Source organism: Streptomyces sp. NPDC051018, assembly GCF_044456085.1.
Taxonomy (GTDB): domain Bacteria; phylum Actinomycetota; class Actinomycetes; order Streptomycetales; family Streptomycetaceae; genus Streptomyces.
This window is the reverse complement of the sequence record NZ_JBITFN010000002.1, coordinates 262,845-288,005: the sequence shown is the minus strand read 5'-3', so window position 1 is coordinate 288,005 and position 25,161 is coordinate 262,845. Positions and strand designations below refer to the sequence as shown.

Sequence of the window (25,161 nt, the reverse complement as noted above, 5' to 3'; positions counted from 1 at the left end):
CGCGGGCAAGGGTCAGCGACCTTCCAGCAGCCTGGTGAAGTCCTCCTCGTTGCGCTCGGCCCGGCGGACGTACCGGCGGGCCGTCAGCCACAGGACGGGATAGACCGCCACACCGAGCACCGCCCATACGAACGGCTCGGGTGAGGGCGAGGACCCGTCGAGGGCGGTGGGCAGCGCGAAGAGCAGCGGGAGGGTGCCGACGAGGAGGGCGAGGGTGCCGAGTGCCCTCAGCGCGGTCCTCAGCTGGCTGCGCATCAGTGAGCGTACATAGGTGGCACCGAGTGTGGTCTGCTCGCTGATCTCGGAGCGGGCGGGGGCGTGGCCGGGGGCCCGCCGGGCGGCGCGCGGCACACCGGTGACCACCTCGCGGCGAGGTCGTTGCTCTGCGGACATCGTCGTGCGCTCTCTCGGGGGAGGGCTCGGGAGGTTGGGAGTCTACGCAGCGGCGATGGGCGGCGGTAGACGCGGGCGGGGAGACGGCGGGAGGCCGGACCGGGGCCCGGGCCGGGACCGGAGGCCCGGGAGCGGCGCCGGGCGGCAGGCGACGACGGACCGACGGGGCCGGTCCGGTGTTCAGCCGTTGGCCCGGCGCATCAGGAGGTCACGGAGCTGGCGGGCGTGGCGGCGGCTGACGGCCAGCTCGGCCGTGCCCACCCGCACGGTGGTGGCACCGGCGTCCAGGCGCAGTTCGTCGATCCGGTCGAGGGCGACGAGATGGCTGCGGTGGATACGGACGAAACCGCGTGCCGCCCAGCGCTCCTCCAGTGTGGAGAGCGGGATTCGGACCAGATGGCTGCCGTCCTCGGTGTGCAGCCGGGCGTAGTCGCCCTGGGCCTCGGCATAGGTGATGTCGCCGACCGGGATGAACCGGGTGACACCACCCAGCTCCACGGGGATCTGATCGGCGACCGTGCTCTGCACCACCGAGGTCCCGGACGCCGGCGGGGCGTCGGTACGGCGGGGCTCGCGGGCGGTGAGGACCTGGTCGCGGACCCGGCGTACGGCTTCGGCGAGCCGTTCCCTGCGGACCGGCTTGAGCACATAGTCGACCGCCTTGAGGTCGAAGGCCTGGACGGCGAAGCCCTCGTGGGCGGTGACGAAGACGATCAGCGGCGGGCGGGCGAACCGCGCCAGCAGCCGGGCCACGTCCAGCCCGGTGAGGCCCGCCATATGAATGTCGAGGAAGACGACGTCGATACCGCCGTCGCCGTCGGGTGCCGCGTCCAGGGCACGGCTGATACGGCGCAGGGCCTCGGTGGCGTCGGTGGCGCCTTCCGCGCTGGTGACCCGGGGGTCGGAGCGCAGGAGGTAGAGGAGTTCCTCGAGCGCGGGTCTCTCGTCGTCGACGGCCAGTGCGCGCAGCATGCTGCGGAGTGTAGGCGCGCCCGGACCGGCGGGCCACGGTGCCCGCTCGCGCGGAAGGGGCCGGGACACACTCCACCGGGCGGGGGCGGCGGGCGGACGGAAAGGGGCTCTTCGCCGTCAGGGGTGCGGTCGGCATCCGAACCCGACGGCCTCCGGGAGCGCTCGGGCGGTGTAGGTGGTGAGGTCGCGGAAGCCGGGCGCAGAGCCGTCCGATCCGATCTCGATGCCGCTCGCGACGGCCCCGCCGTGCGGTGCCGGCAGCGGGGGCGTCAGGTGAGCAGGCGACGCCCGGTCCTTGACCGGGTCGAGTCCCAGCACGGAGATCGAGCCCGAGTCGGGCGTTCGCAGGCCGGCGATGCTCTCGACGGTGGTCGTCTTGCCGGCGCCGTTGGGCCCGATGATGCCGAAGATCTCCCCCTCTTCAACGGTGAAGGAGACGTCGTCGACGGCGATGTGCTGCCCGTAGCGCTTGTGCAGATGTCGCACTTCCAATGCGGTCATACCGCGAAGTTACGGGCGCTTCGCGCTCCGCCGTATCGACCGTGGCGTCTGAGCCGGGGTCGACTCGCGCCTCCACCGTTCGGTGGATCCGCAGGGCCTTGCGGAGCGCCCGGAGCCCTCTTGGTTGTCGCGCTGTCCGTCACCGCGGCACGCGGCCGACCTGGGGAACGGAGAGGGAACGGCACACTCGGCCTCCCACGCCGGACCCGGTGCCGGGATCGGCTCGACCTCACATGCGCCGCGAGCACGGCGCCATCGGGTTCCCTCAGCCGGCCGGTGGCCTCCAGGCTCGGCGCGGCCGGGGGCGGCGGCCGAGGGCGTCCGGGCGGATCAAGGCGGTCGGGCCGGGGCAGGAGAAGGCGGTGGCGTCACCTCGGCTCCCCCACCGGGCGACCCGTCGGCCACCACTGCGCCCCGTCTACGAAGAGCCGGAAAAGACCCGGGCCGCCGGGCGGCCGGAAAGGGCCGGAGAAGACGGTGTTCTTGTCGTCGTTCTTGTCGTCCGCAAAGTTGAGCACAAACCGGCGGGGCTCCGTATTCAACGGCGACCAAACGCGAGGGACGCGGTGGCCCGCACGAGGAATCGAGGACGTCATGAGCATCCAGCAGCGGCACGAGGACGTGGCCGCCTATGCGCTGGGCGTCCTGGAGCCGGGCGACGCGTTTCTCTTCGAGGAGCATCTCGCCGACTGTGTGATTTGCACAGTACAGCTTTCCGATTTCGGTCCGGCGGCCTCCGCACTGTCCGATCTGGCGGCCACGGGAGTAGCCGACACCCGTCCCTCGCCGTTACTGCTGGACCGGCTGGCCGACGAGGTCACACGGCTGCGGCGGCGCAGCCGCAGGCGGCGGTTCCGGCTGATCGCGGCCGCCGCCGCGCTGATCGTGGCACTGCCCTCGGCGGCGCTCGCCGCCCGGTCCTCGGGCGGGGCCCCGGACGGCCGCGCGGGCGCGGGCGCGGTCACGGCCAGGAACACGGCCACCGGAGTCACCGCGTCCGCCGTGGTGGAGGACCGGCCCTGGGGCACGGCGGTCGCGATGCGGCTCAGCGGACTGAAAGGGCCCGTCGCCTGCCGGCTGATCGCCGTCGGCAGGGACGGCATCGAGCATCCGGTGCTCAGCTGGAAGGTCCCGGCGACCGGATACGGCGGCGAGCGGCGCGGCGGCGGCACGGCGCTCGGGATCGAGGGCGGTACCGATGTGCCGAGCGCCGAGATCGCCCGGTGGGAGGTGCGGACCTTCGGGGGGAGGACGCTCGTCGTCCTCGGCGGCTGACACCGGGCGCGGGTGCACCTGCTGCCTCAGGAGCAAGCCGCGGTGCGCCCGCTGCCTCGGAAGCACCCCGTGCCCGTACGCCGACTGCCTCAGAGCGCGTAGAGCCGTAGACCTGTGCGCCCGCTGCCCCTCCGGAGCGCCGTGCGGGTGCGCCCGCTGCCTCGCAGGCGGGCCCCGGTGCGCACCCTGGCCGAGCGACAGCTGGAGCGCCTGTGAAGACCGCACTGATCCGCCGGGTGCTCGGCGGGGCGCTGGTGCTGGGGGCCGTCGCCGGCGGCCTCGGCTACACCGCCGTGGCCCGCTACTTCAGGAGCCGGGACATCCGCCGGTCCGCGAGCGGTTTGCCGCCGGTCTGGCAGGTGGGGCAGTACTGGAGCGAGGAGTCGCTGAACGACACCTCGCGGATGGTGTCCCCGCAGACCGGACAGGGTTCACCGGTGCGCCCGTGGACCCGCAGCCCGCTCTTCTTCTCGGCCTTGAGCCGGCCGGCCGCGACCCCGCGCGAGCGCTCGACGGCCTCGCCGAGGGTGGTCCGCAGGGCCTCGTACAGCGCGGTGATCTCCTGGTCACCGAGGTTGTGCACCGGCTTGAACGGCGACATCTTCGCGGCGTGCAGGATCTCGTCGCTGTACGCGTTGCCGATCCCCGCGATCAGGCTCTGGTCGCGCAGCGCGCCCTTGACCTGCCGCCGCTCCCCGGCGAGCAGCGCGGCGAAGGCGTCCCGGTCGAATCCGTCGGCGAGCGGGTCCGGACCGAGACGGGCGACCCCGGGCACCTCGGCCGGATCCCGTACCAGATGCACGGCGAGCCGCTTGGTGCTGCCCGCCTCCGTGAGGTCGAACCCGCTCCCGGACGCGAGGACCGTACGGAGCGCGAGGGGGCCCTTGCCCGGCCGGGGCGGGGCCGCGGGGAACTCGTCCTTCCAGCGGAGCCAGCCCGCGCGGGCGAGATGGATCACGAGGTGCAGTCCCCCGGCGGTGATGTCCAGCCATTTGCCGTGCCGGTCCACGGCGGTGACCGTGGTGCCCTCGACAGCGCTGAGCGGAGGGTCGTACGTCTTGAGGACGCTGATCGCCAGCGGAAGGACCCGGGCGATCTCCTGTCCCTTCAGATGGGCGTCCAGAAACTCTCGCAATGATTCCACTTCGGGCATCTCCGGCATGCGTCCAGCCTGCCCCAGCCACGCCTCCCTCGCAGGTCGGGGGCCCTCCCGCGCTCCCAGGACACGCCCGTCCGGTGCCGATCGCGCCCGCCGCCCGAGCCCGCCGCCGCCCGGGGCCGCCGAATCCCTGCCGCGCCCCGGGCCGGTCCCCCGACGCCTGTCGCACCGCCGCCGCCGAAGGCGCCCCGGCCGCGCCGTCGCTACCGCGCCAGACCGGTCAGCTGGGACAGCTCCTCGCCGACCCCCCACGCGAGCCGCCCCACGTCCGGCACCGCCAACCCGTCCGCGACCAGGCCCACATGCACCTGTCCGCCGTAGGTCGTCAGCGCCACGGCCAGCGACTGGCCGCGTGCGAGGGGCGCCATCGGATAGATCTCCCGCAGCGGGCAGCCGCCGAACGACAGTGCCGACCGGGGCAGCGGCACGCTCGTGACCAGTACGTCGAAGAGCATCCTCGCCGCGCCCCCGGCGAGCGGCGCCCCGAAGCGGTGGGCCAGTGGATGCAGCTGGTCCGCGAGCACCGCCAGCGCGCCCGCGCCCTTCATCGGGCCCGCCGCCTTGTTGCGGTTCATCGCCACGCGGACCGCCTCCAGCCGGGCGCGCGGATCCGCCTCGGCGACGGGCAGTTCGAGGAGGTAGGCGGAGAGTTTGTTGCCGGATCCGGGCGGACTGCCGGGCCTGCGGCGGGAGACGGGCACCAGGGCCCGGGGCCCGCTCGGGGGCAGTTCGTCGCCTCGCTCGGTGAGCCAGCGCCGCAGCCCGCCCGCGACGATGGCGATCAGGACGTCGTTCGAGGTGCCGCCCACGGCCTTGCGGACGAGCTGCACCTCCTCCAGGTCGAGTACGGCGGTGGCGAGCCGGCGGGTTCCGCTGGAGCCCGCCGACAGGGACGGCAGCCCCCGGGGGTCGAAGCGGCTGGCCCGTACGACGGAGGCGCCGACCCCGACGGCACGTCCCAGATCGTCGATACGGTCCCGGGCGAAACCGAGGAGACGGGCGGGATCGGCGAACCAGGCCCGGTCGGGCGCGGGCCCGGCCCGCCGGGTCCTCACCCCCCGGGGATCGGCGATCTCGTCGAAGATGCCCGCACCGATCGCGACCGCGCGCATGCCGTCCGCGAGGGCGTGGTGCAGCTTGACGAGGACGGCGAAGGAGCCGCCCGGGGAGCCGGTGAGGAGGTACATCTCCCACGGTGGAAGCCCGCGTTCGAGGGGTCGTTCCATGAGTTCACCGGCGATCGCGGTGGCCTCGGCGGCGAAGTCGGGTCCGCCGCCGAGCCGCAGCCTGCGGACGTGCCGCCGTACGTCGAAGTCCTTGTCGGCGGCCCAGGCCGCTCCGCCGACGGGCAGCAGGACGTCCCGCACCCGCATCCTGAGCCGGCGGATCGCCGCCGCGCGTGTGGCGAGGAGGTCCAGGATGCCGTCGTCGTCGAGCCCGGAGTCCTCGTCGGGGGCGGAGAAGAAGGCGAGCGCGCCGAGATGCATCGGATGACCGGCTGACTCAAGGTGCCAGAAGGCCAGGTCGAGTGGGGCGAGTCGCTCGCTGGTCACGGTGTCCTCATGTCCTAGAAGGCCAGGGAATGCGCAGTCAATCGCCTTCGGTCGGTTACGGTCAACTGCGATCAGTTCACGGACAGTTAACCCTGGATCACCCGTCTTCGCCTGATGCGGCGCCCCGGCGGTCATCCCGAAACGCCATCCGGACCATCCGGCGGGCCCTCACGCTGCCTCTCCGGAACGGCGAACTCGCACCACACGCACTTGCCGCTGCCGCGTGAGTCCACACCCCAGGCGTCGGTCAGCCGGTCCACCAGCAGCAGTCCCCGGCCGGAGACGCCCGACTCCCCCGCGTCACGCCGTCTGGGCAGAACGCTGGAGCGGTCCTCGACCTCCACCCGCAGCCGCCGCTGCGGTCCCGACAGCACCCGGACGGTGACGACCGCGCCGCCGTCGGTGTGCAGCAGGGCGTTGGTGATCAGCTCGTCGGCGACGAGCTCGATCTCGTCGGCCCTCTCCCGCGCGCCCCAGGCGTGTACCGCCGAACGGACCATGCGCCGGGCCGAGCCCAGTGCCCCGGGGTCGTTCTGGGCCACGTGCTGGTGGAGTCTGCCGCCGGTCTGCGGGGTCAGCGCGCCCCGGCGGCGCAGCAGCAGGAGGGCCACGTCGTCGTCCCCGCCGCGCTCGTCGACGACCTCGCAGAGATGGTCCGCGAGCTGCTGGATGTCCCGGGGTCCGGAGTGGACGAGCGCGGTGAGCAGCTGCATACCGTCGTCGAGGTCGGCACCGGGCTGCTCGACGAGACCGTCGGTGTAGAGCAGCAGGGTCTGCCCGGGGTCCAGTTCGACGGTGGTGACGGGGTACTCCATCCGGCCGAACTCCGCCGAGAGGCCCAGCGGGAGCCCGCCCTCGACCGGCAGTCTGCGGCAGCTTCCGTCGGTGTCCCGCAGCAGCGGGTCCACATGCCCGGCACGGACGACCTGCACGACGCCGCTCGCGAGGTCGGTCTCGGCGTACATACAGGTCGCGAAGCGGTCGGTGTCCAGTTCGTGCAGGAAGACGGAGGCGCGTGCCATCACGGTGGCGGGGTTGTGGCCCTCGGCCGCGTACGCCCTGAGCACGATCCGCAGCTGGCCCATCACCGCCGCCGCGTCGGTGTCGTGTCCCTGGACGTCCCCGATGACCGCGCCGACCCGGCCGCCGGGGAGGGCGATGATGTCGTACCAGTCGCCGCCGATGTCCCGGCCCATCCGTGCCGAGCGGTAGCGGACGGCGATCTGAGCGCCCGGCACCTCGGGGATCCGGCGGGGCAGCATGGCCTGCTGGAGTCCTTCGGCGAGGTCGTGCTCCTGGTCGTAGAGGACGGCGCGCTGGACGCTCTGGGCGATGCTGCTGCCGAGCGCGACCAGCAGATTGCGTTCCTCGGAGCTGAAGCCGTTCCGGTCGCCGTAGAGGAGGCCGAAGGCGCCGATGGGCCGGCCCTGGGCGATGAGCGGGAGATAGGCGGCGGCCTCGACGCCGAGGGCCTCGATATGGGGCCAGAGCACGGGGTAGGAGTCGGCGAAGTCCCGGGGACCCTCGATGAAGCGGGGCGCCAGGGTCCGTACGACCTCGCTCATGGGGTACTGCTCGTCCACGCGGGTGTAGCGGGTCCCGGGCACAAAGGCCTCCTCCGGGCCCCCGGCGACCAGCTGGATGCGCCCGCCGGGCTCCAGGAGTCCCATCACCAGGCTGGTCGCGCCGAAGATCTCCAGGCCGTGGGCGTCCTTGAGGACGTCGATGACGTCCTGCACGGTCCGGGCGTGGGCGAGGGCCGCCGTGGTGGACTCGACGACGCTCGTCTGCCAGCGCCGCTCGGTGTCGGCGGCGATCCGTGCCGTGGAGTCGGCCAGTTCCTCGGTGGCGTCGCGGACGATGCCGATGACACGGCTGGGGCGGCCGGTGCCGTCGCGGCGTACACAGCCCTGGGTGTGGGTCCAGCGCAGACTGCCGTCGCGGCGGCGGATGCGGAAGTAGACGCCGTAGTGCTCGCTGCCGCTCTTCAGCGCCTGCGCCACCAGTGCTTCGAGCCGTGCGGCGTCCTCGGGCGGGATCCGGGAGGTGACGGTTTCCCGGCGGCCGTCGTACTCGCCGGGCGGCAGATCGAGGACCTGGTGCGCCGGCTGGTCCAGATGCATCATTCCGCTGGCCAGGTCCCAGTCGAAGCTGCCCATCCGATTGAGGGTCAGACTCCTGTCCGGGCCGGCCGGCCAGTCGTCGGGAAGCGTCAGGGCCCCCGCTGCCCGATCAACCATGGGGCCACTCTGCCATCATTTGTCGGATTCTTCGACCGGTTGGGGCCATCGGCCCGGTCACCCCGCGAAGGTGTCCGGCTCGGCCGACTGCTCGCTGGGGACGATCAGGTCCGGGTCGGCGGGATACACGTCCGCGTCGGGGGGCAGCCGGGGATCGGCCGGGGGCCGTCCCGGATCCACGGGTTCGACGGAGGGTGCGGTGTCGTACGGATCGGTGGGACAGCCGGGCGGGGGCGGGAGGCTGTCCGGGTCCCCGGGCACCGGCGCCGAGGGGTCCGGGCAGTCGCTGGGAGCCGGATCGGCCGGGCCGGTGGAGCGTTCCGGTTCTGAGGTGCCGGTGGTGTCACCGGGCTCGGAGGGGACCGGATAACTGTAGATGTCATCGGGGTTCACGGGCGGAAGCACATCGGGGCGCCTGTCCCGCTCGCCGTCGCTGCCCGTCTGCCGCTCGACCCATCTCTCGCTGCTGACGTCGACGATCACCAGACTGCTCATGACCTGGGGGGTCGGTTTGACGACGACGACCCGGTCGGGCCGGTAGCCGTCCCACGGCCGGCCCTGCTGGATCACACCGCCCTTGACGGCGGCGGGCGACCTGAGCGGGTTGCCGCAGGCGCAGCGGACGCGTGGTGAGCCGTGCCGGTCGACGAGTACGGCGGTGCCCGCCTGGAGGACGGCCTGGCGGGAGGCGGCGGAGCCCTTGCGGTAGCCGTGGCTGGTGACCCGGGTGTCGGCGCGCAGCACGACGGGGGTCAGATCGCGCAGAAAGCCGGGCAGCGAACCCTGGGAGACGCCGGCGCCCCGGGCGAACGCGCGGGCCTTGGCCGGTTCGGCGCGCAGCAGGGTGATCTGCTGCTCGATGTCACAGCTGCCGACGGACTGGATGCCGCCGTACAGGCCGGGGGTCGCGCCCGAGAGGGTGCGCAGGATCTGGCCCCTGACGGGCGGACCGCCCGGTGGGGGCGGGGGCAGGACGTCCCGGGGCGCGGGCGCGGACAGTTCGCGGACCGTGGTGGCGGTGTACGGGTCGGGGCCCTTGTCGGCCGCGGGCTGGAGGAGGACCTCCTCGTCCTTGTCGGTGGCCGCGACGCCGTCGCCGCCGCATCCGGCGACCAGGAATCCGAGGGACAGCGTGGTGGACAGCGCGGCCGCCGCCGACCACCGGCGACGAACGGACCACCGACGACGCATGGGACGCACGACCATCTCCCGCCTCTTCATCATGATCACCGTGATATGTCCTTCAAGTTCTCCCGGATTCCCTGGCGCATCGCGACTTGAACGCGTTCAATCGGATGCGTGGTCACGGTTCACGGGGAGCCGGCCCGCTGTGAGCCCGGGGGTGTGGTGGGTGTGTCCGTCCTGGTCAGCCTGATCGCGAGACTCCGTGTGCCGCTTCCCGGGAGACGGGGCGCGGGTCCATCCGGAGGGCTCGCGCCCATTCGGCCCACGCTCTCCTATCGGGAGGCGGGCGCCACCCGGCTCGGGCCGATGCCCGACGGCTACCACCATCTGCACCACACGACCCGTATCGGCCGGGGCCGGGCGGTGTTCGAGGCGGCGGGCGCCGCGGTCACCACCTGGCGGATGCACCGCGCGTCGGGCCTCCGGCTGCGGGCCACGGCCGCGCGCGCCGACCCCGGAGCCCGGGTGGAGGTCTCGGCGGGCCCGGGCCCCTTGCGGGTCACCGGATCCTGCGAGGTCGTCTGGGCGGAGTACGGCGGGGACCGGACGGGATTCGCCTATGGAACGCTCACCGGGCATCCGGAGTGCGGTGAGGAGTCCTTCGTCGTCGACATCAGGGACGACGGTTCGGTGTGGTTCACCGTGATGGCCTTCAGCCGTCCGGCGTCCTGGTACGCCCGGCTCGGTGGACCGCTCACCCGGGTGCTCCAGCGGACGTACGCCCGATGGCTCGGCAGGACCGTGCGACGGCTCGCCACCACCGATACTGGAGACGATGGAGTGGTTCGGTGACAACGGCTACTGGCTGGCCCGGCTGGTCTTCCAGCGGGGTCTGGCAGCGGTCTACGTCGTCGCCTTCCTCACCGCGGCCCTTCAGTTCCGGGCGCTGATCGGCGAGCGGGGCATGCTGCCCGTGCCCCGCTATCTGCGCGGCGTGCCGTTCCGCATGGCGCCGGGTCTGTTCCAACTGCGCTACTCGGACCGGCTGTTCGCGTGCTGCGCCTGGGCGGGCGCGGCGCTCTCGGCCGCGCTGGTGGCGGGCGCCGGTGACCGGCTGCCGCTCGCGGTGGCGATGCTCTGGTGGGCCGTGCTGTGGGTGCTTTATCTGTCGATCGTCAATGTGGGACAGACCTGGTACGGCTTCGGCTGGGAGTCCCTGTTGCTGGAGACCGGGTTCCTGGCGGTCTTCCTCGGCAACGACCGTACGGCCCCGCCGGTGCTGGTGCTGTTCCTGCTGCGCTGGGTGCTGTTCCGGGTGGAGTTCGGCGCCGGGCTGATCAAACTGCGCGGCGACCGCTGCTGGCGCGATCTGACGTGTCTGTACTACCACCACGAGACCCAGCCGATGCCGGGCCCGCTGAGCTGGTTCTTCCACCGTCTTCCCCGGCCGCTGCACCGGGTGGAGGTGGCCGCGAACCATGTCTGCCAGCTCGTGGTGCCCTTCGCGCTCTTCACCCCGCAGCCCGCGGCGAGCGTCGCGGCCGGGCTGATCGTCGTGACGCAGCTGTGGCTGGTGCTCTCCGGCAACTTCGCCTGGCTGAACTGGCTGACGATCGTGCTGGCCCTGTCCGCCGTGGACGCCTCCCTCGTCGCGGCTCCGCCCCCGCTCCCGGCGGCGCCGCCGTGGTACGCGGCCCTCGTCGTCGCCGTCACCGCGCTGGTGGTGGTCCGCAGCTGGTATCCCGCGCGTAATCTGCTCTCCCGCGCGCAGCGGATGAACACCGCGTACGACCCGCTGCACCTGGTCAACTCCTACGGCGCGTTCGGCACGGTGGGCCGGGTGCGCCGGGAGGTGGTGGTGGAGGGCACGGACGAGCGGGTCCTGCACCCGGGCACGGTGTGGCGGGAGTACGGCTTCAAGGGCAAGCCCACGGATCCGCGCCGGATGCCCCGTCAGTTCGCCCCGTACCATCTGCGGCTCGACTGGATGATGTGGTTCGCCGCGCTCTCCCCCGCGTACGCGCGCTCCTGGTTCGGGCCGTTCGTGGAGCGGCTGCTGGAGGGGGACCGGGACACCCTGCGGCTGCTGGAAGTCAATCCCTTCCCCGGCGCCCCGCCCGTCCATGTGCGCGCCCGGATCTGGCGGTACCGCTTCACGACCCGGCGGGAGCGCAGGGCGACGGGCGCGTGGTGGCACCGGGACGAGGTGTGGGAGTTCCTGCCGCCCACCCGGCTGCGCTGAGCGGGGGGACGTACACGGGGCCCGCGGTAGGGGTCCACGCCTGCGGACACCGCGCACCGGGTGCCGGACCGCCGCCGGGATTCCGCGGGACGCGCCCCGAACGCCGCCGTGCCCCCCGCGCGGGCGCGGGGGGCACGGTGCGGACGTACCGCGTGAGCACTCCCGGGTCAGTCGATCCCGGGCAGGATGTGCGGCTCGGCGAGGTCGTCCTCGTACCCCGCCAGCCGGATCGGTGCCGACCGGGCCCAGACTTCCAGGCTGCCGAGTTCGTCGGTGCGGGCGCCCCGCTCGCCGGTCCGTTCCGGGGGCCGCTGCTCGTGCTTCTTCTTCACATCAGGTGTCACCGCGCACTCCTCTGTGTCGCGTAACTGGGACAAGGGCTGTTCGGTCGCGGTGGCGCCGGTACGTGGGCGGGACCGCAGCCTGGTTGCAGACGTGTCCCAGGACGGCCAAGCGGGATTTGTGGACCCCTTGGGTGCGTCCGTGGCCCTCAGAGTAACCAAATGAGCGAGGGCGTGCTCGATGGGGCCGGAGATTCTGCCCATTTCCGGCCAAGGATGGATACGGGGACCCGGCTGTACGGCGGTAAGGCGGGCCCGGAGCCCTGTTACCCCGGGGAACCCGGATGGAGCAGTAAACCCCCGGGCCGGATGTGTTCCCGATGAACTCGTCCCTGCCCCGGAACGCGGGGCGGCCCCGCTCTGTCACGTACACACCGAATTGGCGCGTTTACCGCCGGAGGCCGCGGGGCGCGCCATTCGGGTGGGTCGCGGGGTTTACCAGTTCGCGGGTGCGTAGTCCTTGAGGAAGCAGCCGTAGAGGTCCTCGCCGTCCTCACCGCGCACGATGGGGTCGTATACGCGGGCCGCGCCGTCGACCAGGTCGAGCGGGGCGTGGAAGCCCTCCTCGGCGAGGCGCATCTTGTCGGGGTGCGGACGCTCGTCGGTGATCCAGCCGGTGTCGACGGCAGTCATGAGGATGCCGTCGGTCTCGAACATCTCCTGGGCGCTGGTGCGGGTGAGCATGTTCAGCGCGGCCTTCGCCATATTGGTGTGGGGATGGCCCGCGCCCTTGTAGCCGCGGCTGAAGACGCCCTCCATCGCGGACACGTTCACCACGTACGTGCGCTTGGCGCGGGCGGCGGCCATGGAGGGACGGAGCCGGCTGATGAGGATGAAGGGCGCGGTGGAGTTGCAGAGCTGCACCTCCAGCAGCTCCACGGGGTCCACCTCGGAGACGGTCTGGATCCAGCTGTTGGTGTCGTGCAGATCCGGCACCAGGCCGCCCGCGTCGATCGCGGTGCCCGCCTCGATCCGGGCCGGGGTCGCGGAGCCGGACACCAGGGCCAGTCCGGTGACGGCATCGGCGCTCAGGCCCTGGGCCGGGGCCTGCGGCAGCGCGGCCACCGAGTCCACGGCACCGCTGCCGAACGTCCCGATGACCTCAAAGGGCGGCAGCTCGCCCGCGGGCAGCGGGGCGGACTCCGCCGCGACCAGCTCGCGGTACGCCCCCGGGGAGCGGCGCACGGTCTGCGCCGCGTTGTTGATCAGGATGTCCAGCGGCCCCTGGGCCGCGACCGAGTCCGCCAGCGCGACGACCTGAGCGGGGTCACGCAGATCGATCCCCACGATCCGCAGCCGGTGGATCCACTCGTCGCTGTCCGGCATCGCCTTGAAGCGGCGGATCGCGTCGTTCGGGAAACGGGTGGTGATGGTGGTGTGGGCGCCGTCGCGCAACAGCCGCAGCGCGATGTACATCCCGATCTTGGCGCGTCCGCCGGTGAGCAGGGCCCGCCTGCCCCGCAGATCGGTACGGGCGTCCCGGCGGGCGCGGTTCTCGGCGGCGCACTTCTGGCACAGCTGGTGGTAGAAGGCGTCGACCTCGACATAGCGGGTCTTGCAGATGTAGCAGGACCTCGGGCGCTGGAGGATGCCCGCGATCTCCCCGGTGACGGAGGAGGACGGCAGCAGCCCCTCGGTCTCGTCGTCGATCCGGTCGGCGGAGCCGGTGGCCGTGGCCTCCGTGACCGTCCTGTCGTGGGCCGTCTTGGCGGCCCTGCGCTCCTGGCGGCGGCGCTGCTTCACGGTGCGGTAGATGCCGGCGGTCGCGCGGCGGACCGTGATCGCGTCCGGGTGGTCGATCTCCAGGCGGTCCAGCTCGTCCAGCACACTCAGGCACACGGCCAGCCGCTCGGGGTCGATCCCGGGCCCGAACACCGGGCCGTCCTCTGTCACCGTCATGTGCCTTGCCGTTCCTCCGTCGCGAACGCGGTGGGCGCGTGCGCGTTCCGCGGGTTCCAAATGCGCAACCTTACGGCCCCCCGGGCGCCTGGGCCAAATGGGCGATGACCTGCCCGCCGGGGCCCGCCCCGGCCCACCGGCGCCCCTCCCCGGACGCCGGACGGCCGCAGTGCCATGGGGCGGCCGTGGGCAGGGCCGCGAGCCCGAGCGCCGGAAGGGGGAGAGGTGATCGCGCGCCCGGGAGTCCCGTACCACCGCCCCCTCCGCGCCGACCGCCCCGGACAGGGCACGCGGCCGGGTGACACCCATGGGCGGCTGCCCCCGCCACGGCTTCACTCCTGTGCGAGCAGTTCCCCGTACAGCTCGTACGTCCGCCTCGCCACCTGCTCCCAGCCGAACTCGCGCACCGCGCGCTGCCGTCCGGCCGCGCCCATCCTGGCGGCCTCGGGAGGATCGTCGAGGACCCGGTTCACCGCCTGTGCCAGGGCCGACTCGAAGGACTCGGGGTGCCGGTCGTCGTACGGCACGAGCAGTCCCGTACGCCCGTCGTCCACGACCTCGGGGATACCGCCGACGGCGGAGGCGACGACGGGCGTGCCGCAGGCCATGGCCTCCAGATTGACGATGCCCAGCGGCTCGTACACCGACGGGCAGACGAACACGGCCGCGTGGGTGAGCAGCTGGATGATCTGCGGGCGCGGCAGCGTCTCCGGGATCCAGTGCACTCCGTCGCGGGCCCGGTCCAGCTCGTCGACCAGTTCCCGGAACTCCGCCCCGGTCCCGGAGGTGTCGGGCGAGCCGGCGCAGAGCACCAGCTGGGCCTCCGGGTCGAAGGCCCGTGCCGCGCGCAGCAGATGGGGAACGCCCTTCTGGCGGCTGATCCGGCCGACGAAGAGCACATAGGGACGGCCCGGGTCGACACCGAGCCGCTGGAGGGCGGAGGTGTCGTGGTCGGGGCGGTAGAGACGGGTGTCGATGCCGTTGTGGATGACCCGTACCCGGTCCGGGTCGACCGCGGGGTAGCAGGCGAGGATGTCGTCCCGCATCCCCCGTGAGACGGCGACGACCGCGTCGGCGGCCTCGATGGCCGTGCGCTCCGCCCAGCCGGAGAGGGCGTAACCGCCGCCGAGCCGCTCGGCCTTCCACGGGCGCAGGGGTTCCAGGGAGTGCGCGGTCATCACATGCGGGACACCGTGGAGGAGCTTGGCGAAATGGCCCGCGAGGGCGGCGTACCAGGTGTGGGAGTGGACCAGTTCCCGGCCCTGGAGCTCCGCGGCCATCGCCAGATCGACGGAGAAGGCGCGCAGTGCCTCGTTCGCCCCGTCGAGTCCCCCGGCGGGTCGGTGCCGCAGCACCCCTTCGGCCTCACCCTCGCCCCAGCAGTGCACCTCCAGCTCGGTCAGCGCCCTCAACTCCTGGGCGAGGAACTCCACATGGACCCCGGCGCCCCCGTAGACGTCCGGGGGATACTCGCGTGTGAGCAGTCCCACCTTCACTCCCCGATGGTCACCCACGGGGCGCGCCGGGGGAAGTGGGCATGCCGTGATCAGGGTGCCGGGGCACCCGGCGGACGGTCGAAGACGCAGTCGCCGCACAGCCCGCCACCCGCCCGGTAGTACAGACAGCAGCTGGTACGGCGGTGCGCGGGGCCCTGCACCGTGCCGGACAGATCGGGGTGGGTGAACAGCTCACCGGCGAGTGCGGCGGCGCGTTCCGTGACCTCGGGCCGACCCGCCGGACCCGCCCAGCGCTCGATCTCCCGTACGGACGCGGCGAGCGCGGAGCCCGCGTTGCCCCACAGCAGCCGAGGCGAGATCCGGGTGTCGCGGCTCAAGGCGTCGGCGAGCGGGGCGAGGTGCCCGTACTGGACCATGTCCCTGATCGCGTCCGCGCCCCCGGGCATGGTCACCAGCCGGGTGAGCCGCAGATCGTCGGGCGCGGTGTGGTCCGGGGCCCAGTGGAGCCCCTCCGGGTCGAGGTCGGGCAGCTTCCCGTACAGGGCGGCGGAGCCGAGCGCGATGGACCACAGCCGGGCGGCGAGTCCCAGCTGGGCGATGGAGGCGGCGACCCGCCGCTCGCGCGCGCCGAGCCGGGCGGCGACGGTGTCGACACGCACGGTGAGGGGGCCGCCGGCGCCCGCGTAGAGGCGGGCGAGCGGCTGACCCGGCCATTCGCCCGCTCCCGACTGCCGGTCCTCCCCGCCGGGTCCGCCCGCGGGTGCCGCCTCCCCGCTCCGCAGGGCGAAGAATCCGCCGATCGCTCCCAGTTCCAGCAGGTCCACTCCCCGCTCACCACCCCGTGTACCGCGTGTACCTAGCGTCCCCGTGTCTGCGCCCCTGTGCGCCGCCGCCTGTCACCGTACCCCCGGCGGATTCCGTCTCCACCCCCGGTGACCTGGTCAACCATCGCGCATAGGACTTTTGGCCTAGGCTCGTACTCCGTCGGCAGTACGTCGGATTGCCTGCTACAGGACGACGACGCGGACGGCGAACAGAGAGATCGTGGTCTCCATGAGTTCCCTCGTGCTGGCCGTGCTTCTGTCGCTGGTCTCCGCGGTCGCGTATGCGGCCGGGGCGATCACGCAGGAGCATGTCGCCGCATCCACCCCCGCCCGGCCGTACGCTCCGCTGCATCACGCAGGGTGGTGGTTCGCCGTCTCCCTCAACGGGTTCGGCGCCCTCTTGCATGTGATCGCCCTGGCCTACGGGCCGCTGAGCGTGGTCCAGCCGCTCGGTGCGCTCACCATCGTGTTCGCCCTGCCGATGGCCGCGCTGTTCGTCCGGCGGCGCGCGGGCAGGACGGCCTGGAAGGGCGCGATCCTGGCGACGGCCGGCCTCGCCGGGCTGCTGGCGCTGAGCGGCAGCTCGGACGCCGACTCGCTGGGTACGGGACAGCGCGGGGTACTCGCGGCGGCGACGTTCGGCGTGGTCGCGCTGATCTTCCTGGTGGCGCAGACCATTCACCGGCCGGTGCTGCGCAGTGTGCTGCTGGCGGCCTGCGCGGGCGTGGCGTTCGGCATCGCGTCCGTGTTCACCAAGACGGTCGCGGTGGACTGGGACTGGGAGCGTCCGCTGGCGCAGTGGCCGAGTCTCATCGTGGTGGCGGTGCTCGCGATCGGCGGGCTGCTGCTCTCCCAGGCGTCCTACCGGGGCGCCGGGCTGGCGGCCCCGCTGGCCACGGTCACCGTGGTCAATCCGGTGGTGGCCGCGGCCGTCGGCGTCACCATGTTCGGCGAGAGCTTCCGGTACGGGATCCCGGGCACCGCGCTGGCGCTGGCCTTCGGCGCGCTGGCGGCGGCCGGGCTGGTCCTGCTGACGACGGAGCGGCTCGCCGCCTCGCACGAGCACGGGGCCGCGCCGTCACCGGTGGCCCCGCCCGGGTCGCCCGGGACCGGCCCGGACGCCGGGCCGCGGCCGCCGGCGGAGCCCAGGGGGTCGGGATTTCGGCCTTCCGAAGTCCGCGCTCCCTCGTCTCCGTCGGGCCTCGCACGCCGGTGCCGGTCCCGGTCCGCGGGAATCCGCGCTACGGCGGTCCTGGCTGCTGAGACCCGGCCCCGGGAGGTCCGGGCGTCCGTCTCAGAGCGAGACGCCGCCCGACCTGAGATAGGCGAGGGGGTCGATGTCGGACCCGTACCCGGGACCTGTCCGGACCTCGAAGTGGAGGTGCGGTCCTGAGCTGTTGCCGGTGGAGCCCGAGCGCGCGATCCGCTGGCCGCTCGCGACCTCCTGGCCGGAGCGCACACTGAGCGCGGACAGATGCGCGTACTGGCTGTACTTGCCGTCGTCGTGCCGGATGACGACCTGGTAGCCGTACGACCCGCCCCAGCCCGCGGAGACGACCCGGCCGGAGGCGACCGCCTTCACCGAGGTCCCGGTGGGGACGGGGAAGTCGACGCCGGTGTGATAGCCGCTGGACCAGGACGATCCGGACTTGCGGTACGGGGTGCCGGTGGACGCGTCGACGGGCGCGCTGAGGGCGGACGAGGGCCTGGCGGCCCGTACCGGCTTGGTGGCCTGCTTCTTCGACTGGGGCTTCGACTGGGGCTTCGACTGCGGGTTGGTTCCCGGCTTGGGCTGCGGCTTCGTGCGGGGCGCGGCCTCGCGGACGTCCGTGCGGGGGGCGGTCTTCTTGGGTGCGGCCTTCGGCGGGGCCTCGGCTCCGGGCGCCTTGCCGGAGTGACCCGGCGCGCTGGAGGCGGGGGGCTTGTGACCGGGCCGCGACTCGGGGGTGCCCGGGCGCTGTCCTGGGGCCTGTATCCGCAGGACCAGCCGCTGGCCCGGATGGATCAGATCGGGGTCGGAGCCGATGACCGCACGGTTCTGGGTGTACAGCTGCTGCCAGCCGCCGCGGACGTCCTTGGTGTCGGCGATCCGGGAGAGCGAGTCCCCGCGGGCCACGGTGTAGCCCTCGCGCTGGGTGGGCAAGGTGGTCGGCGTCGACTTGGGCTGCGGCTGCTGCCGCTGTTGCGCCTGCGGCTTCTTCGGTGTGGACAGCTGGGGGGCCGCGTGCCTCGGTGAGCGGCGTTCGTCCCGGGCGCTCTTGGCCTCCCCCGTGTCCTTGCGCTCCGGGGAGATCTCGGGCGCCTGGCCGCCGCGGGTGAGCCCGGCCCGGACCGAGCAGGTGGGCCAGGCGCCCGGCCCCTGGCCCTTCAGGACCCGCTCGGCGACGGCGATCTGCTGGTCCTTGTCGGCGAGGTCGGCGCGGGGCGCGTACTCCCGGCCCCCGTAGGCCTCCCAGGTGGACTGGGTGAACTGGAGCCCGCCGTAGTAGCCGTTGCCGGTGTTGATGCTCCAGTTGGTGGAGGACTCACAGGCCGCGACCTTGTCCCAGACATCCACGGAGGCGGCCTGTCCGGTCCCCGCGCCGATCAGCGGAAGTGCCATGCCCGCGCCGCCCGCGGTGACCGTGAGCGACGCGCGGTTGATGCGGCTCGGCTGGATACGGCGGTGCCGACCGGTTGCGGCCATATGGAACTCCCCCAGGGAACGGATCACGCAGATCACGAAACGGTCACGTACCAAGCGGTCAACTTAGGCGGTCGGCCCCGGCTATGACAAGGGCTCAGCCCCCGCGCACCGGGGCACACGGGGCGGGAGCGACGCAAAGGTACCGGGAGTACACGGCCTCCGAGGAGGTGCACTTCGGGAAGGACCGGAAATATTCGGGAACTTCCCGGGCTTGCGGATCGATGAATGGCTGGGTCCGCCCGTACGTACCGAGTGGGGGCGGAGTGGGATTTTCCGAAGGACATCCAGGAGCACGCATGAGTGGAACAGCCCAGATCGGCGTCACGGGACTCGCGGTGATGGGCCGCAATCTCGCCCGTAACTTCGCCCGCAACGGGTTCACGGTCGCCGTGCACAACCGCACCGCGGCCAGAACCCGGGCGCTGATCGAGGAGTTCGGCGACGAGGGCGGTTTCGTCCCGGCCGAGACGGCCGAGGAGTTCGTCGCGGCGCTGGAGCGCCCCCGTCGCCTGGTCATCATGGTCAAGGCGGGCGAGCCGACGGACGCGGTGATCGAGGAGTTCGCGCCGCTGCTGGAAGAGGGCGACGTCATCATCGACGGCGGCAACGCCCATTTCGCCGACACCCGCCGGCGTGAGAAGGAGCTGCGGGGGCGCGGTATCCACTTCGTGGGTGTGGGCATCTCCGGCGGTGAGGAGGGCGCGCTGCACGGCCCGAGCATCATGCCGGGCGGTTCGGCCGAGTCGTACGCCTCGCTCGGCCCCCTGCTGGAGAAGATCGCGGCGAAGGCCCACGACGGCACCCCGACGGTGGCGCACATCGGCCCCGACGGCGCCGGCCATTTCGTGAAGATGGTCCACAACGGCATCGAGTACGCCGATATGCAGCTGATCGCCGAGGCGTACCATCTGCTGCGCTCGGTCGCCGGGTACTCCCCCGCCCGGATCGCGGAGACCTTCCGCACCTGGAACGGCGGACGCCTTGAGTCGTATCTCATCGAGATCACGGCCGAGGTGCTCGCGCACACCGACGCGGCGACCGGGAAGCCCTTCGTCGACATCGTCGCCGACCGGGCGGAGCAGAAGGGCACGGGCCGCTGGACCGTCCAGGTCGCGCTCGACCTCGGAGTACCGGTCTCCGGGATCGCGGAGGCGGTCTTCGCGCGTTCGCTGTCGGGGCACGCGGAGCTGCGGGACGCCTCGCGGGGGCTCCCGGGCCCCTCACCCCGGGTGCTGGACGCGAAGGAGGCGGACCGGTTCGCCGAGCGGGTCGAGCAGGCGCTGTACGCCTCCAAGGTCGTGTCGTACACCCAGGGCTTCCACCAGATCCGGGCGGGCAGCGAGGCGTACGGCTGGGACATCGACCTCGGGGCGGTCGCCTCGGTCTGGCGGGAGGGCTGCATCATCCGGGCGGCCTTCCTGGACCGGATCCTCCGGGCGTACGACGCCCGGCCCGAACTGCCGAGCCTGCTGTCGGACAAGCAGTTCGCCGAGGAGACGGGCGCGGCGCAGGACGACTGGCGCGAGGTCGTGGCGACGGCCGCCCGGGAGGGCGTACCCACCCCGGGCTTCTCGGCGGCGCTCGCGTACTACGACGCCCTGCGGTCCGAGCGGCTGCCCGCGGCCCTCACCCAGGGCCAGCGCGACTTCTTCGGCGCGCACACCTACCGCAGGACCGACCGGGAGGGCTCGTTCCACACGCTCTGGGGCGGCGACCGCTCGGAGGTGGCCACGGACTGACGGCCGGGCGCGGGCCGGGCTCCCCGGGTCGGCCTTCGGCGGGCTCCCGGTCCGTCGCCGTGACCGGGTGACCCGCCGCCGGGGCGGGTGTCCGCCTCCCGCGCGGTGCCGGGGTGACCGCCCACCGCACGGCGGGCGGTGACCTCCCCGGCGGGCGGTGACGCTCCTGGCCCGGTCGCGCTCGCTGTGCCGCCGCGAGGCGCGGGCGCGCCCGCGCCTCGCGGCGGCGTGCGGCCGCCGGGTGCGTCGTGGAACACCGCCGGGGGCCGGGGTGCCGGGCCGTTGCCCGCCCGGGAGCGGCCCGGCAGGGCTGCCGGTACGGCACCGGTACTGGTCGGGCGCGGCTCAGCCCGGACGAGGGCTCCGGTACCGGGCAGAGCCGGCGCGGGCTCGGGCGCTCTGCCGGCCGGGTTCCGGCCCGGGCAGGGCACGGATTCCCGGCTTGCGCAGGGCCCGGCGCGGGTTCCCGGCTTGCGCGGGGCCCGGCGCGGGCTGGGGCACCCGACCGGTCGGGTTCCGGATCAGGTCCGGGCAGGCTCCGACACCGCTACCGGTCGGGTACGGCTCGGGCCCGGCGTGGATTCCGGTTCAGGCCGGGCCCGGCGCGGGCTCCGGCTCCGGTGTGGGCTCGGGGCCCGGGGTCGGCGGCTGCGGGATCGGGTCCGGCGCGGGAGGGGGTGACGGTACGGGCCCCGGCCCGGGCACCGGCCCCGGTGTGGGACCGGGCGGTCCCGGAGTCGGTACGGGCGAGGGCGGTACGGGGGGCTGGGTCATGCCGGTCCTCCAAGGTGCGGAGTTCATGCGTTCCCACTGTCTCCCCGTCCGCGTTCCCCCGCGCGCGCTGTCCACACACCGGCGATCCCTGAACGGACCCCGCGCCCGCCCGGCAGCGGCCGGATACGCGCTCAGCGCCCGTGCGCGCTCGCCCGTACGGCCGCCCGCAGACCGGGCCCGGGGCTGGTCAGGACGGGTACGGCGGTAGTGGTGAGCGCGGTGGCACCGGCCATGGATGCCTGTGCCAGGACGATCACATCGGCGTCGTCCACCCCGTCGACGGCGGCGGCCACGGCGGTGAGGTAGCCGTCGCGGTCACCGGCCAGGAAGAGTTCCCAGGCGCCCTCCACCAGCACGGTCCGTATCCCGGCTCTCCGGCCGGCGCACTCCTCCCGGATCAGGGCCTCTGTCGGCCCGAGCGTGCTGCCCAGCGCGGCGACCACCACGACCCGCCGGGCCCGCGCGGCCCGAGCCGCCATCGGCCGGTCGAGCCGCAGCACGGGGATCCCCGCACCGGCCGCGCCCGCCTCGGCAACGGCCCCGATCGTGGAGCAGGTGCACAGCACGGCTCGCGCTCCCTCCGCGGCCGCCCCGGCCAGAATCGCGGCGACCGCGGGCGCGACGGACTCGGGCCCCTCGGCGACGGCACGGGCCAGCAGCTCCTCGTGCACGAGATGGCGCAGCCGCGTCCCGGGATGGTCCTGATCGCGCAGGGCGTCGAAGACGGGCACATGGACCGGGGAGGTGTGCAGGAGCGCGAGCATGATCCGGAGGGTAGCCGGGGCGCTGTGACCGGCGGCTGCGGGGCGGCCGGGTGCGAGGCCGCAGGTGGTCCCGCACCCGGGCCCGGGGTCACCGGCGGTGCGGTTCCGCCTCCAGCTGCTCCCGCGCCGCCGCGACCACCTCGGGCGACGCGGCCGGGGCCTCGTCCGGGTGCCGGCCGGCCCACTTCGCGGCGTACCCGGCGACCAGCGCCGCGGGGTCGTCGTCGAGCACGAAGTAGGTGATACGGCCGGTGACCTCGCCGTTCTCATGGGCCTCCAGAAGGCCCTTCTCCCTATGGTCGCGGATGCCGTACTCGGACTTGTCGGACATGGGACCTCGTTCCTCTGTCGTACGGGCGGAAGAACGGCCGGGTGACCGCCGACCGCGGCGGGGGCCTCCCACCGGACAGCGGGGTGCCGTGAACAGCCGCGGCCGAGCGGTTCAGACCGCCGCGTGCGGGCTGCGCTCGGTACGGCTCCCGGGGACGGGCGCCCCCGTGTCGGCCCCTACCTCAACGATCCGGTTCTCCGCGTCCACGTGGACCACCCGGGGCACCAGCGAGCGCGCCCCGGCGTCGTCGACCTGCGCGTAGCTGATCAGAATCACCAGATCACCGGGGTGCACCAGATGCGCGGCGGCACCGTTGATCCCGATGACCCCGGAGCCGCGCTCACCCTCGATGACGTATGTCTCCAGGCGCGCGCCGTTCGTGATGTCGACGATATGGACCAGCTCGCCCGGCAGCAGATCGGCCGCCTCCATGAGCCCGGCGTCGACGGTCACGGACCCGACGTAGTGCAGATCGGCCTGGGTGACGGTGGCACGGTGGATCTTGGACTTGAGCATGGTGCGCAGCACTTGAGACTCCTAGAAGACGGCTCCCCGCCGGCTTTCTGCAGGTCAGGGGCGTCCAACACTGTACATGGCCATGCCTTCGACACGAAGACTTCCCAGAAGATCGCGCATTGCCATGACCTCAGTAACAGGCATGAACCAGTCGGCTGTTGACGTGTGAGTCCGCTACTGGTGCAGCCCTGCGGGGGCAGCGCGTACCTGCCGCGCCGAGGAGCAAGGTCACGGGTCGCCGGCGAGCGCGCTTCAGACGGCGAGCGGCTGAGCAGAGACCCATCTGCTTGCCTGCTACCCGGCTTGCAGCGCGTACGGCGCCTCGCGCCGCACCGGACTGAGCCCGAAAAGGGACCACCGGCCAGTAGGCGGGAGCTTCCGGGGCGGGCTCAGATCCGTGTAGGGGAGCGGGTCGCCCCCGCCGTCCGCGACGCGGTCCGGCGGACGATCGCCGAGGCGGAGGCTGCGTCTGCCGGCTCCGCGGCCGGTCACCCGGAGACAGCATGGCAAGCGGCGTACGGGCCGGGCCCGGATCCGGTGCGGGCCTCCAGCGAGGCCATCAAGGCGGTGGAGTCCGCCGCCCACTCGGTCGTCCGGACCAACAACGCGCCCACGCCACTCGCTCCACCGATCAGCCACCACACGGTGTCGACCAGCCCGGCTCAGTGAGACCGCGGCGACCCGCACGCCCTGAGCACCACGGGCCCTGTCCGCACGCTTCACGCCGGCCGCCAGATCCGGGACAGCGCCTGAGGGGTGAGTACCCGCTCGGGCGGGCCGTGCCCGACCAGCCGTCCGTCGCTCAGGAGCATGCAGGCGTCGGCCGAGCGGGCCGCCTGGATGTCGTGCGTGGCCTGGACGACGGTCGTGCCGTCGGCGACCAGGCCGGTCATCAGGGCCGTTATCCGCTCCCGCGCCTCAGGGTCGAGCCCGGTGGTCGGCTCGTCCAGGAGCAGCAGATCGGACTGCTGGGCGAGGCCCTGGGCGATCAGGACACGCTGGCGCTGACCGCCCGACAACTCGCCGAGCCGGCGGGCGCCGAGGCCGGCCACGCCCAGCCGTTCCATGGCGGAGTCGACCACCGCCCGATCCTGCCGGGTCAGCCGCCGCCACAGTCCACGCTCGCCCCAGCGGCCCATCTCCACGGTCTGGCGTGCCGTCAGAGGAAGTGCGTCGCCGACGGCTCCGCGCTGCGGGACGAAAGCCGGTGGCGAGCCCTCCGCGTACCGGAGCTGTCCGGATGTGGCGGCGATCACTCCGGCCAGAACCCCCAGCAACGTCGACTTGCCGCTTCCGTTCGGCCCGACAAGTGCGGTCATGGCCAAAGCCGGTATCCCCGCGGTGAGTTGATGGAGTACCGGACGGCCGGGGTAGCCCGCGTTGAGCTCGTGGAACCGGACGCGCTCGCTCCTCGGTTCGCCGTCCGGCGACGACAGGGGCTTGTTATTGAACATGAATGTCATTATAAACTCTGGCCATGGAGTGGTTGACAACCCCTTTCGAGGCGGCCTTTGTTCAGCGGGCCCTGTGGGCCGGGATCCTGGTGTCGGCGATATGCGCCCTCGCCGGGACATGGGTGGTGCTCCGGAGCATGGCCTTCCTCGGCGACGCCATGTCCCACGGACTACTGCCGGGGGTCGCGGTCGCCTCGCTGCTCGGAGGCAACCTGCTGGTGGGGGCGATGGTGAGCGCGGCCGTGATGACGGCCGGCGTCACCGCTCTCGGCCGGACTCCGAGGCTGTCTCAGGACACCGGCATCGGTCTGCTGTTCGTCGGCATGCTGTCGCTCGGTGTCATCATCGTGTCGCGCTCGCAGTCCTTCGCGGTGGACCTCACCGGCTTCCTCTTCGGTGACGTCCTCGCCGTGCGGAAGACCGACCTGATGCTCCTCGGAGCGGCCCTGCTGCCGGCTCTGGCCGCCTCGGTGCTCGGCCACCGGGCCTTCCTGGCTCTGGCGTTCGACGAGCGCAAGGCCCGGACACTCGGGCTGCGTCCACGGCTCGCCCACGCCGTGCTGCTGGGGCTGCTGGCGCTGGCCATCGTGGCCTCCTTCCACATCGTGGGAACACTGCTCGTCCTCGGCCTGCTCATCGCCCCGCCGGCGGCGGCCCTGCCCTGGGCCCGGAGCGTCAGCGGCGTCATGGTCCTGTCCGCGATCCTCGGCAGCGCCGCCACCTTCGGCGGCCTGCTCCTGTCCTGGCATCTGAGGACCGCGGCCGGCGCAACCGTCTCCGCCCTCGCGGTCGGCCTCTTCTTCCTGTCCCACCTGACCTCCGGGATCCGGAACCGCCGCCGCGCGCGGCTCCCACGACCCGCCGCCGCGATCCCCGCGGACTCCCCCAAGATCCGACCGAACGAAAACTGAGGCGA

At 72.9% G+C, this 25,161-nt stretch carries 21 protein-coding genes and 1 pseudogene; 6 read left to right on the top strand and 16 right to left on the bottom strand.

Annotated elements, in window-relative coordinates:
• Positions 1–12: 12 nt before the first annotated feature.
• The 3 genes and pseudogenes from ACIBCM_RS05065 to ACIBCM_RS05055 form a co-directional block, all read right to left on the bottom strand.
• The gene (locus ACIBCM_RS05065) at positions 13–393 is read right to left on the bottom strand and encodes a hypothetical protein (protein ID WP_399240325.1); all 381 of its coding nucleotides are present in this window, start codon (positions 391–393) and stop codon (positions 13–15) included.
• Between the two features lie 180 nt (positions 394–573).
• A complete protein-coding gene (locus tag ACIBCM_RS05060) occupies positions 574–1,365 on the bottom strand; it encodes a LytR/AlgR family response regulator transcription factor (protein WP_399240323.1) in 792 nt (263 codons plus the stop codon).
• A gap of 288 nt (positions 1,366–1,653) precedes the next feature.
• Positions 1,654–1,866: pseudogene (locus ACIBCM_RS05055) on the bottom strand (ATP-binding cassette domain-containing protein); the annotation flags it as partial.
• 594 nt (positions 1,867–2,460) lie between these two features.
• Between ACIBCM_RS05055 and ACIBCM_RS05050 the strand changes: the two are divergent.
• Positions 2,461–3,141 carry a zf-HC2 domain-containing protein gene (locus tag ACIBCM_RS05050; RefSeq protein WP_399240321.1) on the top strand — a complete coding sequence of 227 codons (681 nt, stop codon included), beginning with the start codon at positions 2,461–2,463 and terminating at the stop codon, positions 3,139–3,141.
• Between the two features lie 301 nt (positions 3,142–3,442).
• Here ACIBCM_RS05050 and ACIBCM_RS05045 read toward each other — a convergent pair whose 3' ends face one another.
• The 4 genes from ACIBCM_RS05045 to ACIBCM_RS05030 all read right to left on the bottom strand — a co-directional run bounded on the left by ACIBCM_RS05045 (position 3,443) and on the right by ACIBCM_RS05030 (position 9,317).
• Positions 3,443–4,303: an Fpg/Nei family DNA glycosylase gene (locus ACIBCM_RS05045; RefSeq protein WP_399240319.1), complete on the bottom strand. Its 861-nt coding sequence runs from the start codon at positions 4,301–4,303 to the stop codon at positions 3,443–3,445.
• A 200-nt stretch (positions 4,304–4,503) separates the two neighbouring features.
• Positions 4,504–5,853: a wax ester/triacylglycerol synthase family O-acyltransferase gene (locus ACIBCM_RS05040; protein ID WP_399240317.1), complete on the bottom strand. Its 1,350-nt coding sequence runs from the start codon at positions 5,851–5,853 to the stop codon at positions 4,504–4,506.
• A 131-nt stretch (positions 5,854–5,984) separates the two neighbouring features.
• Positions 5,985–8,093, bottom strand: a complete 2,109-nt coding sequence (locus ACIBCM_RS05035; RefSeq protein ID WP_399240315.1) for a SpoIIE family protein phosphatase — start codon at positions 8,091–8,093, stop codon at positions 5,985–5,987.
• A gap of 57 nt (positions 8,094–8,150) precedes the next feature.
• Entirely contained in the window at positions 8,151–9,317 is a 1,167-nt protein-coding gene (locus ACIBCM_RS05030) for a DUF6777 domain-containing protein (RefSeq protein ID WP_399240313.1), read from the bottom strand.
• Positions 9,318–9,533: 216 nt separating this feature from the next.
• Here ACIBCM_RS05030 and ACIBCM_RS05025 point away from each other — a divergent pair, with 216 nt between their 5' ends.
• Complete coding sequence (locus tag ACIBCM_RS05025) at positions 9,534–10,070, top strand: DUF1990 family protein (protein ID WP_399240793.1); 537 nt, start codon at positions 9,534–9,536, stop codon at positions 10,068–10,070.
• Complete coding sequence (locus ACIBCM_RS05020) at positions 10,054–11,460, top strand: lipase maturation factor family protein (protein WP_399240311.1); 1,407 nt, start codon at positions 10,054–10,056, stop codon at positions 11,458–11,460. Before ACIBCM_RS05025 ends, ACIBCM_RS05020 begins: the two co-directional genes overlap by 17 nt.
• Positions 11,461–11,627: 167 nt before the next feature.
• Here ACIBCM_RS05020 and ACIBCM_RS05015 read toward each other — a convergent pair whose 3' ends face one another.
• The 4 genes from ACIBCM_RS05015 to ACIBCM_RS05000 form a co-directional block, all read right to left on the bottom strand.
• Positions 11,628–11,804, bottom strand: a complete 177-nt coding sequence (locus tag ACIBCM_RS05015) for a hypothetical protein (protein ID WP_399240309.1) — start codon at positions 11,802–11,804, stop codon at positions 11,628–11,630.
• Positions 11,805–12,236: 432 nt separating this feature from the next.
• Positions 12,237–13,700, bottom strand: a complete 1,464-nt coding sequence (locus ACIBCM_RS05010; RefSeq protein WP_399240307.1) for an SDR family NAD(P)-dependent oxidoreductase — start codon at positions 13,698–13,700, stop codon at positions 12,237–12,239.
• A gap of 332 nt (positions 13,701–14,032) precedes the next feature.
• A complete protein-coding gene (gene glgA / locus ACIBCM_RS05005) occupies positions 14,033–15,196 on the bottom strand; it encodes a glycogen synthase (protein ID WP_399240305.1) in 1,164 nt (387 codons plus the stop codon).
• A 50-nt stretch (positions 15,197–15,246) separates the two neighbouring features.
• Positions 15,247–15,981 (bottom strand): (2Fe-2S)-binding protein, encoded by a 735-nt coding sequence (locus ACIBCM_RS05000; protein ID WP_399240302.1) that lies wholly within the window; start codon positions 15,979–15,981, stop codon positions 15,247–15,249.
• Positions 15,982–16,210: 229 nt separating this feature from the next.
• On the opposite strand from ACIBCM_RS05000, the gene ACIBCM_RS04995 reads away from it, so the two are divergent.
• Complete coding sequence (locus ACIBCM_RS04995; RefSeq protein ID WP_399240300.1) at positions 16,211–17,374, top strand: DMT family transporter; 1,164 nt, start codon at positions 16,211–16,213, stop codon at positions 17,372–17,374.
• Here ACIBCM_RS04995 and ACIBCM_RS04990 read toward each other — a convergent pair.
• Positions 17,276–18,667, bottom strand: a complete 1,392-nt coding sequence (locus ACIBCM_RS04990) for a transglycosylase family protein (protein ID WP_399240298.1) — start codon at positions 18,665–18,667, stop codon at positions 17,276–17,278. The two genes, ACIBCM_RS04995 and ACIBCM_RS04990, sit on opposite strands and share 99 nt — an antisense overlap.
• A 296-nt stretch (positions 18,668–18,963) precedes the next feature.
• Here ACIBCM_RS04990 and gndA point away from each other — a divergent pair, with 296 nt between their 5' ends.
• Positions 18,964–20,406: an NADP-dependent phosphogluconate dehydrogenase gene (gene gndA / locus ACIBCM_RS04985; RefSeq protein ID WP_399240296.1), complete on the top strand. Its 1,443-nt coding sequence runs from the start codon at positions 18,964–18,966 to the stop codon at positions 20,404–20,406.
• Positions 20,407–21,311: 905 nt separating this feature from the next.
• On the opposite strand, the gene ACIBCM_RS04980 is transcribed toward gndA, so the two are convergent.
• The 4 genes from ACIBCM_RS04980 to aztA form a co-directional block, all read right to left on the bottom strand.
• Positions 21,312–21,944: an aspartate/glutamate racemase family protein gene (locus ACIBCM_RS04980; RefSeq protein WP_399240294.1), complete on the bottom strand. Its 633-nt coding sequence runs from the start codon at positions 21,942–21,944 to the stop codon at positions 21,312–21,314.
• An 88-nt stretch (positions 21,945–22,032) separates the two neighbouring features.
• A complete protein-coding gene (locus tag ACIBCM_RS04975) occupies positions 22,033–22,275 on the bottom strand; it encodes a hypothetical protein (protein WP_399240292.1) in 243 nt (80 codons plus the stop codon).
• Positions 22,276–22,386: 111 nt separating this feature from the next.
• Complete coding sequence (gene panD / locus ACIBCM_RS04970; protein ID WP_399240290.1) at positions 22,387–22,803, bottom strand: aspartate 1-decarboxylase; 417 nt, start codon at positions 22,801–22,803, stop codon at positions 22,387–22,389.
• Between the two features lie 707 nt (positions 22,804–23,510).
• Positions 23,511–24,254 carry a zinc ABC transporter ATP-binding protein AztA gene (aztA, locus tag ACIBCM_RS04965; protein WP_399240288.1) on the bottom strand — a complete coding sequence of 248 codons (744 nt, stop codon included), beginning with the start codon at positions 24,252–24,254 and terminating at the stop codon, positions 23,511–23,513.
• 14 nt (positions 24,255–24,268) lie between these two features.
• On the opposite strand from aztA, the gene aztB reads away from it, so the two are divergent.
• Positions 24,269–25,156, top strand: a complete 888-nt coding sequence (gene aztB, locus ACIBCM_RS04960) for a zinc ABC transporter permease AztB (protein ID WP_399240286.1) — start codon at positions 24,269–24,271, stop codon at positions 25,154–25,156.
• Positions 25,157–25,161: the final 5 nt, after the last annotated feature.

Bases quoted from the DNA above. Each gene is read 5' to 3' on its own strand.
- ACIBCM_RS05065 (WP_399240325.1), bottom strand. From the start codon at position 393: ATGTCCGCAGAGCAACGACCTCGCCGCGAGGTGGTCACCGGTGTGCCG.
- ACIBCM_RS05060 (WP_399240323.1), bottom strand. From the start codon at position 1,365: ATGCTGCGCGCACTGGCCGTCGACGACGAGAGACCCGCGCTCGAGGAA.
- ACIBCM_RS05050 (WP_399240321.1), top strand. From the start codon at position 2,461: ATGAGCATCCAGCAGCGGCACGAGGACGTGGCCGCCTATGCGCTGGGC.
- ACIBCM_RS05045 (WP_399240319.1), bottom strand. From the start codon at position 4,303: ATGCCGGAGATGCCCGAAGTGGAATCATTGCGAGAGTTTCTGGACGCC.
- ACIBCM_RS05035 (WP_399240315.1), bottom strand. From the start codon at position 8,093: ATGGTTGATCGGGCAGCGGGGGCCCTGACGCTTCCCGACGACTGGCCG.
- ACIBCM_RS05030 (WP_399240313.1), bottom strand. From the start codon at position 9,317: ATGATGAAGAGGCGGGAGATGGTCGTGCGTCCCATGCGTCGTCGGTGG.
- ACIBCM_RS05020 (WP_399240311.1), top strand. From the start codon at position 10,054: ATGGAGTGGTTCGGTGACAACGGCTACTGGCTGGCCCGGCTGGTCTTC.
- ACIBCM_RS05010 (WP_399240307.1), bottom strand. From the start codon at position 13,700: ATGACGGTGACAGAGGACGGCCCGGTGTTCGGGCCCGGGATCGACCCC.
- ACIBCM_RS04995 (WP_399240300.1), top strand. From the start codon at position 16,211: ATGAGTTCCCTCGTGCTGGCCGTGCTTCTGTCGCTGGTCTCCGCGGTC.
- ACIBCM_RS04990 (WP_399240298.1), bottom strand. From the start codon at position 18,667: ATGGCCGCAACCGGTCGGCACCGCCGTATCCAGCCGAGCCGCATCAAC.
- gndA (WP_399240296.1), top strand. From the start codon at position 18,964: ATGAGTGGAACAGCCCAGATCGGCGTCACGGGACTCGCGGTGATGGGC.
- ACIBCM_RS04980 (WP_399240294.1), bottom strand. From the start codon at position 21,944: ATGCTCGCGCTCCTGCACACCTCCCCGGTCCATGTGCCCGTCTTCGAC.
- ACIBCM_RS04975 (WP_399240292.1), bottom strand. From the start codon at position 22,275: ATGTCCGACAAGTCCGAGTACGGCATCCGCGACCATAGGGAGAAGGGC.
- aztA (WP_399240288.1), bottom strand. From the start codon at position 24,254: ATGACATTCATGTTCAATAACAAGCCCCTGTCGTCGCCGGACGGCGAA.
- aztB (WP_399240286.1), top strand. From the start codon at position 24,269: ATGGAGTGGTTGACAACCCCTTTCGAGGCGGCCTTTGTTCAGCGGGCC.